Source organism: Myroides albus, assembly GCF_009711045.1.
GTDB classification, from domain to species: domain Bacteria; phylum Bacteroidota; class Bacteroidia; order Flavobacteriales; family Flavobacteriaceae; genus Flavobacterium; species Flavobacterium album_A.
On the sequence record NZ_WMJX01000019.1, the window covers coordinates 44,673 to 54,972 of the forward strand.

At 33.1% G+C, this 10,300-nt stretch carries 10 protein-coding genes; 5 read left to right on the forward strand and 5 right to left on the reverse strand.

Translation table 11 applies throughout. The features are described 5' to 3' along the window. Nucleotides 1–157 precede the first annotated feature (157 nt). On the reverse strand, nucleotides 158–574 hold the full coding sequence (locus GJV76_RS09915; RefSeq protein WP_155092459.1) for a CBS domain-containing protein: 417 nt from the start codon (nucleotides 572–574) through the stop codon (nucleotides 158–160). A 239-nt stretch (nucleotides 575–813) separates the two neighbouring features. Between GJV76_RS09915 and GJV76_RS09920 the strand changes: the two genes are divergently transcribed. Beyond that, a complete protein-coding gene (locus tag GJV76_RS09920; protein WP_155092460.1) occupies nucleotides 814–2,745 on the forward strand; it encodes a DUF262 domain-containing protein in 1,932 nt (643 codons plus the stop codon). A gap of 37 nt (nucleotides 2,746–2,782) precedes the next feature. Here GJV76_RS09920 and GJV76_RS09925 read toward each other — a convergent pair whose 3' ends face one another. Continuing rightward, nucleotides 2,783–3,334 carry a thioredoxin family protein gene (locus GJV76_RS09925; protein WP_155092461.1) on the reverse strand — a complete coding sequence of 184 codons (552 nt, stop codon included), beginning with the start codon at nucleotides 3,332–3,334 and terminating at the stop codon, nucleotides 2,783–2,785. Nucleotides 3,335–3,584: 250 nt separating this feature from the next. Between GJV76_RS09925 and GJV76_RS09930 the strand changes: the two genes are divergently transcribed. Continuing rightward, the gene (locus GJV76_RS09930) at nucleotides 3,585–4,547 is read left to right on the forward strand and encodes an NAD(P)H-dependent flavin oxidoreductase (protein WP_155092462.1); all 963 of its coding nucleotides are present in this window, start codon (nucleotides 3,585–3,587) and stop codon (nucleotides 4,545–4,547) included. Between the two features lie 65 nt (nucleotides 4,548–4,612). Next, a complete protein-coding gene (locus tag GJV76_RS09935; protein WP_155092463.1) occupies nucleotides 4,613–5,062 on the forward strand; it encodes a DUF4442 domain-containing protein in 450 nt (149 codons plus the stop codon). A 73-nt stretch (nucleotides 5,063–5,135) separates the two neighbouring features. On the opposite strand, the gene clpB is transcribed toward GJV76_RS09935, so the two are convergent. Continuing rightward, nucleotides 5,136–7,727 (reverse strand): ATP-dependent chaperone ClpB, encoded by a 2,592-nt coding sequence (clpB, locus tag GJV76_RS09940; RefSeq protein WP_155092464.1) that lies wholly within the window; start codon nucleotides 7,725–7,727, stop codon nucleotides 5,136–5,138. A 301-nt stretch (nucleotides 7,728–8,028) separates the two neighbouring features. On the opposite strand from clpB, the gene ytxJ reads away from it, so the two are divergent. Beyond that, complete coding sequence (gene ytxJ, locus GJV76_RS09945; protein WP_155092465.1) at nucleotides 8,029–8,367, forward strand: bacillithiol system redox-active protein YtxJ; 339 nt, start codon at nucleotides 8,029–8,031, stop codon at nucleotides 8,365–8,367. A 58-nt stretch (nucleotides 8,368–8,425) separates the two neighbouring features. On the opposite strand, the gene GJV76_RS09950 is transcribed toward ytxJ, so the two are convergent. Both GJV76_RS09950 and GJV76_RS09955 read right to left on the reverse strand, forming a co-directional pair. Next, entirely contained in the window at nucleotides 8,426–8,956 is a 531-nt protein-coding gene (locus GJV76_RS09950) for a hypothetical protein (RefSeq protein WP_155092466.1), read from the reverse strand. 154 nt (nucleotides 8,957–9,110) lie between these two features. Beyond that, complete coding sequence (locus tag GJV76_RS09955; RefSeq protein ID WP_155092467.1) at nucleotides 9,111–9,548, reverse strand: hypothetical protein; 438 nt, start codon at nucleotides 9,546–9,548, stop codon at nucleotides 9,111–9,113. A 423-nt stretch (nucleotides 9,549–9,971) separates the two neighbouring features. Between GJV76_RS09955 and GJV76_RS09960 the strand changes: the two genes are divergently transcribed. Continuing rightward, entirely contained in the window at nucleotides 9,972–10,283 is a 312-nt protein-coding gene (locus GJV76_RS09960; RefSeq protein ID WP_155092468.1) for a hypothetical protein, read from the forward strand. Nucleotides 10,284–10,300 lie beyond the last annotated feature (17 nt).

Consider the following 10,300-nt stretch of genomic DNA (forward strand, 5'->3'; position numbering starts at 1 on the left):
GGTGTTACAGAGTTTAGATATTGATAGAGGTAACTCTTGAATTAACTTTGTTCTCAATAGGGGAAATGAAGTTATGTAAAAAAGACTATCACAAACAGTGATAGTCTTTTTTCGTTGAAATACATTTTATACCTTGAAAAAGGTGTGAATTGTTCAATTAGTATTGCGCAATTAAATAATTTATTAAATCTGTAGTTGTGACTATTCCAACTAATTTTCCTGCTTTGTCCGTGATAGGTAGTGAGTGGAATCTTTGTTTTGAAAATAGTTCAGCTACTTCTTTAATGATTGTGTCTTCTGTAACAACTAATGGATTTTTAGTCATGATATCTTCGAGCTTATAGGCATCGTAAATATCGTTTAGTGCGTCTTTATCCATATCAGCGTTGCTATATCCTATTTTTAGAATATCATTGACACTGATAATTCCAATGAGTTTTTCTGATTCAACTACTGGTATATGTCGGATATTATAGTCGGCAAACAGTTGATTTACTTCACTAATTTTTTTTGTTGATGGTACAGCTATTAATACTTTAGCCATAATCTGAGATACTGGAACTCTTTGTTTCATAGTGTTTCTACTTTAGGTTGTTATATTTTTATATTACAAATATTGGGTTATATGACAACAAAAAGTATGATAAGAGACATTGGAAAAGACATATTAATTTTGTATCTTCTATAATTGCTAAACTTCTCAATATTAGCTTTAGATATTGCAATCATAACACTTTTAAAAGTTAACAAATTAATATAGCTAAAGAGGGCGAATTGAGTTATTTTTGCCTGCATTTTTTAGCAAATTGAGGGATGAATATTATTGCATTTGAAGAAGTATTTAAGGACCGAATTTTTAGGATACCCGATTATCAGAGAGGATATTCATGGACAAAGAAAGAGTTGAGCGAATTGTGGTATGATCTTTATAATACACATCATCATCGAAATACATTTCACTTCACTGGTATTTTAACGCTAAATGCATTTACTACAGCAGATTTTGAAAGCATTCGCAAAGAAGGTTTTACAGTTAGAAGTAACAAACTTTTGATTAAAGGACAATTTTATACGGGTTGTAATATAGTAGATGGGCAGCAGCGTTTGACTACTTTGTTGATTTTATTGTCTGAACTTGTGAATGTTTTAGATAATGTAGAGTTAAAAGCAGCCTTAGAAAATACTTATTTTAGACATAGAGAGAACGAGGTCAATAAGTATATTTTTGGTTATCACATTGATGTGCCGTCACACAATTACTTGATTAGAGAGATTTTTTCAGAGAAAGACTACCAGGTCGAAGAAACTGAAACACTATACACGCATAATTTATCCATAGCAAAGACTTATTTTTATCAACAAGTTAAAAGTCTTTCTCAGGTAGAAGTTGAAGTCTGGATTAATAAGATTACAAAGCATTTACTTTTCTCTATTCTGGATTTGAGCGAGTCTCAAGAACGTCCATTAGATGTTTCTATGGTTTTTGAAACATTAAATTTTAGAGGAAAGCAATTGTCAAGCCTGGAACGTTTAAAGAATCGGGTATTGTACATTGTATCGAAACAGTTAACTGTTTCTTCTACTATAGATCGGAGTAGGAAGAAAGTGAATCAAGCTTGGTTGGAAGTTTATAAGTGGCTTGGGAGGAATCCATCGCAGGCTATGGATGATGATGCCTTCTTAAAAGCGTTTTGGCTTCTGTATTTTTCTAATTCGACTATGGTTTCTAATGATTTTAAGTCTTATCAAAAGCAACTTTTTACAGTAGATTTTCAATTGGAAAAGGATAATGAGCTAATTAATTATGTCGATTATAAAGTACTGAACGAGTGGTTGGGAAGTATGAAGAAAGCTGTTGTTTTGTGGTATTTTATCAATAATCCTTATGCAGTTGATACAGATATTGATTTTGACTTTCACTACACAGTTGCTTTGCAAAAGTCACTACTAAGGATAAACAATTTTCCAAGGGGATATGGAAAGTATATGTTGAATTTAATATTGTCTATTTTTATGCGTGATTTACCACAGAAATCAGGTGAGGAAACAGACTATAGTGTTCAGCAAAAGTTAGATCAGATTGAGCGGTTATTATTTGCAATAGAACGACATAATATTATGTGCTTTTTATTGCAGGGCAATAATTCCAACTTGAATTTAGAAGATACTTTTAGAGATATTAATTTTTATTATTTAAGAGGTAGGGCTCATACCAATGAATATTTGATAAATGTACTGTTGGAACAACGAGTTAGTCACTTTAGATGGAAAGAGGTAATCAATCACATTCACAAAGGTAATCGCTTCAAAACCTGGGCGGGTTTAGACTATTTTTTAAAGACAATCGAAGAATTAAATGGAGGAGGGTTAAGTCATGTAGACCCTAAAGTTTATCTAATATATCCAGAAGAAGGGCATTATGAAGAACGAAGTACCTACAAGGATATTAATAGCATGCAAAAAGTGAATCGCGATAGGTATAGTTATTCATTGGGAAATATGATTTTGGCTTTTAATCGCTATGAACCCAGTAGTTTTGAAAGAATCCAGCATAAAATAGAAAATGCAGTTAAGCACGAATATAGACTTACAGAGCTCGAGAAAGAAATATTGAGTTATGAAACATGGGATAAGTATAGCATTGAGGATAGAGGGCGTAAGATGATGGAACAGTTTATATCCCATTGGGAACTTCCTGATATACAGGATACGGAGATGAGAAGGTTGTTGTTGTATGAGGTATAAAAAAAGAAACTCTCAATCGAGAGTTTCTTTTTCTTGTTTATAAGGCGTTGTCTAAAAACATTTGTTTTACTTTCTCAACATCATATCCTTTGTCTAATTCTAAGTCTACAGAGTTGATGATATTAGTTACTTTTCCTTCTTGGTCAATCACGAAAAAGAAAGGAAAACCTAATTTCTTTCCCTCAGGCGCATATTTATCAAATACCTCTTTGTTCTTGTTTTTAGTTGAATAGTTCAAATGGTAATACACGTATTCTTTATCTACAATAGATTTAAGTTCTTCTGTTTTTTGAACAAAATCATTGAATCTCAAACACCAGATACACCAGTTTCCTCCCGCTTGTACAAAAACTTTCTTTCCTTCTTTTTTTGCCTGTGCGATTAATTCGTTTAATTTCTCATCTGCATCTTCTTCCTCATTATAAGGTTGAGAAAGGGATTCTTTTTCCGATTTAGCTTCATCTTTCTCTACTGTAGGAGTAGCTTCTTCGGTTTTGGCTTCAGTTTTACTTTCTGTTGCTTTTTGATTACAACTACCCAATAACATCACTGAGAGTACAAGGGAACAAGCGTATGTTAGTTTTTTCATATTAAATTTAATCTATCATTGTTTATTTTACCTTGCAAAGTAAAAAAATAATTAGAGATATACTATCAAGTGTTTTGATCAAAATGAGTAGGTAATTTGTGCTTCCTTTCCTTCAAGGTAAGAAAGTAGGTGTGTTTATGTGTTAAAAGCTTGAAATGAGGGGATTTTCAATCAAAAATAGAGTGGATATGTTTAGAAATCTTGTTATTTTAGATTAAATTACACAATTAAAAAAAACGATAAATTAATTATGACAATACAAGAGTTAAAAGATAGGGTAGTATTACCTATTGTAGTATCCCCAATGTTTATTGTTTCTGGAACCAAATTAGTGATAGAGAGCTGTAAGAATGGAATAGTAGGAACTTTTCCAGCTTTGAATGGTAGAAGTACAGAAGATTTTGAACAAATGCTTATAGAAGTTACGACAGAACTGGACAAGTTTGAAAGAGAGACAGGGAAGAAGCCAGCACCATTTGGAGTTAATATCATTGTCAATAAGACAAATCCAAGAGTAATGCCTGACTTACAGCTTTGTATTAAGTACAAAGTACCTATTATCATTACTTCTTTAGGAGCTGTCAAAGACTTAGTAGATGCAGTTCACAGTTATGGAGGATTAGTTTTTCACGATATTATCAAAAAGCGCCATGCAGAAAAGGCAGCTGAGGCAGGAGTAGATGGTTTAATCTGTGTAGCTGCGGGAGCTGGAGGACATGCAGGTACAGCAAGCCCTTTTGCACTGATAGCGGAGATAAAGAGTTTCTTTGATGGAGTAGTGCTTTTGGCGGGAAGTATAGATAAGGGGAGTGATGTTTTAGCAGCACAGAATATCGGAGCTGATTTTGCTTATATGGGAACGCGATTTATAGCAACAAAAGAATGTGATGCAGTAGATGAATATAAGCAAATGATCGTAGATTCAGGTATTGATGATATAATGTATACAGATGGCGTATCAGGGGTAAATGCAAACTTTCTAAAACCAAGTATCGAGAAAGCAGGTTTAGATCTTAGTGTCAAAAAAGAAGAAGATTTCTCTCAATTGACTGCGGCAAATAGCAAAGCATGGAAAGATATTTGGTCTGCAGGCCATGGGACAGCTGGAATTACAAGTGTTTTGACAGTCAGGGATTTGGTAGAGCAACTAAAAGGAGAGTATAAAGAATCTCTGTGCAAGAATAAAGAAATTTTAGAATCATTAAAATTCTAATTACATAGGATAAGCGAGAGCTTTTAGATTAGTAACTTAATTAACTGAAAAATAAATAATAGAATATGAATCAAGAGACATTTAAACAAATTCTAACAACGCAAATTCCAATTGCTTGGATTGCAGGTGTTCGCTTAGAAAGTTTTAAAAAAGACGAAGTGATAACATATGTAGAGTTTGACTTTTTAAATCAGAATCCATTTCAGAGTATGTTTTGGGCAGTACAGGGAATGGCTGCTGAGTTTTCGGGAGGCTTAATGCTATTGACAAAAATTAAAATGTCTGGTCAGAATATAGCTTCTTTGGTTGTGAAGAACGAGATGGAGTTTACTAAAAAAGCAGTTGGTAAAATTACATTTACCTGCGATGAAGGACAAAAAATTGACGAGGCAATACAAAGAGCAATAGAAACAAAAGAAGGAGTAGTAATCCCATTGACAACAATTGCTAAGGACGAACAAGGTGATGTAGTAGCAAAGTTTTTGTTTACGTGGAGTATCAAAGCAAGAGGCTAATTGATAATAAAAATAGAGGTTGCTCATTGAGCAACCTCTATTTTATTGTAAAAACGAATTTATAAACAAGCTATTAAGCTTCATGGTTTCTGAAAACTAATTCATTGTCAAATGAATCTAATAGTATAATACTATCTGCTTTTACATGCCCAGCAAGTATTTCTTTTGATAAGCGGTTTAAAACTTCTTTTTGAACAACGCGCTTAACTGGACGCGCACCAAACTCAGGATCATATCCTTTATCTGCTAAAAACTCCTTAGCTTCTGGTGTCGCTTCCATAATGATATTTTGTTGTTTCAACATCTTGATGACATTTTTCAACTGAATATCTACAATGTTGAGGATATTACCTTTCGACAATGGTGTAAACATTACAATCTCATCAATACGGTTAAGAAATTCAGGACGCACTGTTAATTTTAATTCATTAAGCACTCCTTGTTTTGCTTCCTCTGAGGCCTGTTCTACATTTGAAATAGATTCAAATTTCTCTTGTATAATATGGCTTCCCATATTAGAAGTCATAATAATGATTGTGTTTTTAAAATCAGCTAAACGACCTTTGTTATCTGTTAAGCGTCCTTCATCTAATACTTGTAATAAGATATTAAAAGTATCTGGGTGTGCTTTTTCGATCTCATCTAAAAGTACAACAGAGTAAGGTTTTCTTCGAACAGCTTCAGTTAACTGACCACCTTCATCATAACCTACGTATCCTGGAGGCGCTCCTACCAATCTACTCACACTGTGTCTTTCTCCATATTCGCTCATGTCAATACGAGTCATGGCGTTTTCATCATCAAATAGATATTCTGCAAGTGCCTTAGCAAGTTCTGTCTTACCTACACCAGTTGTTCCTAAAAATAGGAATGAACCAATTGGTTTTCTCGGATCTTGTAACCCAGCACGACTTCTACGCACAGCATCACTAATTGCTTCAATCGCTTCTTCTTGACCAATAACGCGTTTGTGTAGTTCGTCCTCAAGGTGTAAGAGTTTTTCTCTTTCACTTTGTAGCATTTTTGCAACAGGAACTCCAGTCCACTTCGCAACTACTTCAGCGATATCCTCACTTGTCACTTCCTCTTTGATAAGTGATTGACCACTTTGGTTTTCGTCTAATTGCTTTTGTGCTTGTTCAAGCTCCTCTTGTGCCGTTTTGACTTTGCCATATCGAATCTCCGCTACCTTACCATAATCACCTTCACGTTCAGCTTTTTCGGCCTCCAGTTTATAAGCCTCTATTTGCTGTTTAATATTTTGAACGCGATCGACAACTTCTTTTTCACCCTGCCACTTAGTAAAGATTTCATTGCGTTCTTCTTTTAAATTAGCAAGTTCAAGTCCCAGAGATTTCAATTTCTCATCGTCATTCTCTCTTTTGATTGCTTCAATCTCAATCTCTAACTGCATGATTTTTCGATCTAACACATCGAGTTCTTCAGGTTTAGAGTTGATTTCCATTCTCAATTTAGCAGCAGCTTCGTCCATTAAGTCAATAGCCTTATCAGGTAAGAAACGATTGGTAATATATCTTTCAGATAAATTGACAGCTGCGATAATTGCCTCATCTTTAATTCTTACTTTATGATGAGCCTCATATTTCTCTTTAATACCTCTCAAGATTGAAATAGCACTTTCTGTATCAGGTTCATCTACGACAACCTTTTGGAAACGTCTTTCAAGAGCTTTGTCTTTCTCAAAGTACTTTTGGTATTCATCAAGTGTAGTTGCTCCTATAGAGCGCAATTCACCTCTAGCTAAAGCTGGTTTTAGGATATTTGCTGCATCCATAGCACCTTCACCACCACCAGCACCTACTAAGGTGTGTATTTCATCGATAAATAGAATAATATTTCCTTCAGCAGAAGTAACCTCTTTTACGACAGATTTTAATCGCTCTTCAAACTCACCTTTGTATTTTGCACCTGCAATTAGTGCTCCCATATCCAAGGCAAAGATTTGTTTATCTTTTAAGTTTTCAGGAACGTCTTGTTGTACAATACGATGCGCTAATCCCTCAGCTATAGCTGTTTTCCCAACTCCAGGTTCCCCAATTAACATAGGGTTGTTTTTAGTACGACGACTTAAGATTTGCAATACACGTCTAATTTCTTCATCTCTACCTATTACTGGGTCCAACTTACCTTCATTGGCTAATTGAGTTAAGTTGTTAGCATATTTATTCAAAGAGTTGTATGTGTCTTCTGCTGATGCTGATGTAACTCTTGCTCCATTTCGAATTTCTTCAATGGCAGCTATTAATTGTTTTTCAGTTACACCTTGATCTTTTAATATTTGAGCTACTTTACTTTTTGATTTAAAAATAGCTAATACTAAGTGCTCTATTGAAACAAATTCGTCTTTCATCTTTGTTGCGATAGCTTGTGCTTCTGTTACAGCTACACCCGCTTCTCGTGATAAACTCATTTGTCCCCCAGCTACTTTTGGAAAACTTTCTATTGTAGCATCTAAGACCTTTTTGAAGGTATCAAGATTTACATTTAGCTTTTTGAGAATAAATGGGGTTACATTTTCATCTACTTCAAGAATAGCTTTAAAAATGTGTTCATTCTCTATTTGTTGTTGGCCAGCCCCTTGTACAATTACCTGTGCACGTTGCAGAGCCTCTTGTGATTTTATTGTAAAATTGTTCAAATTCATAATTAAGCGTATTTTTTTTGTTGTGTTATAACTTAAGCAATAGATGTTCCAATGTACCTAAATGGTCTAATTGACATAATTTTTGAGAAAACTATTGCAAGAAATTGACAAAAAGTCATATATAGGTGGGGTTGTTAGCCGTTGTTAGTGTCATTTTGTCTTGTTTGGATTGGTTGTATTTTTAAGTGTTATAGAAGTAAGAAAGACTATAGAGTATAAAGAGTCAGGAGATAACGGTAAACAATAGGAGGGTAGTGTATTTTTATTTAATTTAGCGTAATAATTTAATATAATCGAAACTATGGACTGGATACAATTAACGAAAAGCTCACAATTAGAAGATTTAATTGCAGAATCTCAAGAAAAGGCAGTTGTTATCTTTAAGAATAGTACACGATGCTTTATTAGCAAGTTTGCATTAAAGAATTTCCAAAGTTCATTTAGTAATTCAACACATGTATCTTGTTATATGGTTGATGTTGTTGCTGATCGCTTAATTTCTTTAGAAATAGCAGAGGTATTCAAGGTTGAACATCAATCACCACAAATCCTTATTGTTTCAAAAGGACAAGCAGTTTTTAATACATCTCATGAAAGTATTGACGGCGCTCAAGTTGAAAAACTATTATTGCGTTTGTAATCACTCGTAAGTGAAGTATAGAATAAAAATGTCCGATTTGAATAATCGGACATTTTTATTATTGAATAGTGTGGTACTCTATATCAATGCTTGAAGATACGTTAGTTCCCTTTTCATAGTTTGAAGAATTAACAGCTTCTACAAAGTTAGTGGCTAAAGTAGTAGCCTTAGTTAAATCTATTTCTTTAGTATCTTCATTAGCCTCAATGGATACTCCATCCACTTCTAAGATCTTTGTTGCATCATTGTCGTTTTTGAGTAATTTTTGCAAGGCAGTTGCATATGAATTCTCTTGAGAAAATTGTATGTTTTTGATAGTGATTTCTTTTGTGTTTTCATTAATTTGCGTAAGGAAAGAGACGCTTCTAAATGATTTCGCTTCGTTTTCTTGTGAAATAAAGCTGATCAGTTGTTGGTAAAGTTCTGTTGCTTTTTGCGTTAAATCGGTTGATTCTGACGTGTATTTAATAGTGAACTCCTTTGTAGCTTTTTGATTGATAGCAGTAGTAGCATGTGCTGCTGTATTGTTAGCAATTGCTATAGAAGAAATAGGCAATAGCAATAAGGATAAATAGATTAGCTTTTTCATTTTAGAATTTCTTTTACGGTTATCTCCTAAAATTACAAAAAACAAAGCTAACTCATGTTAAATTTAAAATAAAGAAAGGGCATTTTTTTAAAAAAAGCCCTTTCAAAAGTTTACATAAGTCTATGGATAATTGTAGTGTGAGTTTTTTTAATACTTATATTGATAAGGTATTATAATTTTTCTCTTGCAATTGGAACATATATTTATGAGCATTTGGTGTCCCTATAAAATACGAAGGCAAATCTTTTAATTCAACACCGTATACTTTTAATGCAAATTCACAAACTACTAGTTTGATACCAGCTTTATCAGCAGCGTCTAACTCAGGTTTTAATTCTGCGTTATTTAGTTCTTGTACCATTTGTCCCATTATAACGATTTCAAAATTAACAGCAGGATTATCTTTAATCATTTCTGAAGCCGTCATTATAGATGAACGTAGGTTTTTTGTAGACTGAACAAGAATAGCAAACTTTTTGCCCTTAGTTTCTTGAAATAATACACTCTCTGTACTTTCTGAAATAGAAGTTGATGCAAATGATATTGTATTCATTGATAAAATTAGAGCTAAGCTCAAAACTATTTTCTTCATCTCTATAAATGTTATTAATTATTACTTGGACCAAAGTACTATATCTACTATAGTCTGACAGTAACAATTGTTACATATTGCCATTTTTATAATGATTAGTTTTGTAGATAATGAAAATCAAAGACGTTATGATTAATTATTTTAAGCAATGGACTGCAATAAGATGGATTCGATTAATCCTTGGAGTTTTTATTGTTTTTCAAAGTATAGATAATGAGCTATGGGTTTTGATGATACCGGCTCTGTATTTGTTTTTACAAGCTTTTTTTAACTTTGGTTGTAAGGGTGATTCGTGTAGTATCAAGTAATTATAAATAGTTGCTATTGACTCTAATGTTCTTTTGTTCTTTTAATTTTATAACTAAAGGTAAAGATTCTTCGAATATTTAATATATTTACCTAAGTTTGAAAAAAAGAATTGACATGAAAAGACTACTATTACTTGTAATTATTTTACAATCTGTTTTTGCATTCGGGCAAAAAGCTTCAAATAATTTAGTTGGAAAGTATAAAAACAAATCCTTTTGGAGTTTTTATAATACATCTTTAGAATTTGACGGAAAAGGAACTGCTATTTTAGATGAAAAAGAGTACTACGATTATTTTGAAAGAAACGACACTATTTATGTGTTAGCAGGTGGAGATGGGGTTTTTCTTGAAAAGAAGAATGGAAATGAATTGAAGGGGTTTAGTAGAAAAGTAAAGAAGTCTACTTTTATTGGTCGCAGACTGTAGTTAAAACTATGCACTTT

What these genes read in the sequence shown, in the direction of transcription:
- GJV76_RS09915 (WP_155092459.1), bottom strand. Translation starts at nt 574, where the DNA reads ATGAAACAAAGAGTTCCAGTATCTCAGATTATGGCTAAAGTATTAATA.
- GJV76_RS09920 (WP_155092460.1), top strand. Translation starts at nt 814, where the DNA reads ATGAATATTATTGCATTTGAAGAAGTATTTAAGGACCGAATTTTTAGG.
- GJV76_RS09925 (WP_155092461.1), bottom strand. Translation starts at nt 3,334, where the DNA reads ATGAAAAAACTAACATACGCTTGTTCCCTTGTACTCTCAGTGATGTTA.
- GJV76_RS09930 (WP_155092462.1), top strand. Translation starts at nt 3,585, where the DNA reads ATGACAATACAAGAGTTAAAAGATAGGGTAGTATTACCTATTGTAGTA.
- GJV76_RS09935 (WP_155092463.1), top strand. Translation starts at nt 4,613, where the DNA reads ATGAATCAAGAGACATTTAAACAAATTCTAACAACGCAAATTCCAATT.
- clpB (WP_155092464.1), bottom strand. Translation starts at nt 7,727, where the DNA reads ATGAATTTGAACAATTTTACAATAAAATCACAAGAGGCTCTGCAACGT.
- ytxJ (WP_155092465.1), top strand. Translation starts at nt 8,029, where the DNA reads ATGGACTGGATACAATTAACGAAAAGCTCACAATTAGAAGATTTAATT.
- GJV76_RS09950 (WP_155092466.1), bottom strand. Translation starts at nt 8,956, where the DNA reads ATGAAAAAGCTAATCTATTTATCCTTATTGCTATTGCCTATTTCTTCT.
- GJV76_RS09955 (WP_155092467.1), bottom strand. Translation starts at nt 9,548, where the DNA reads ATGAAGAAAATAGTTTTGAGCTTAGCTCTAATTTTATCAATGAATACA.
- GJV76_RS09960 (WP_155092468.1), top strand. Translation starts at nt 9,972, where the DNA reads ATGAAAAGACTACTATTACTTGTAATTATTTTACAATCTGTTTTTGCA.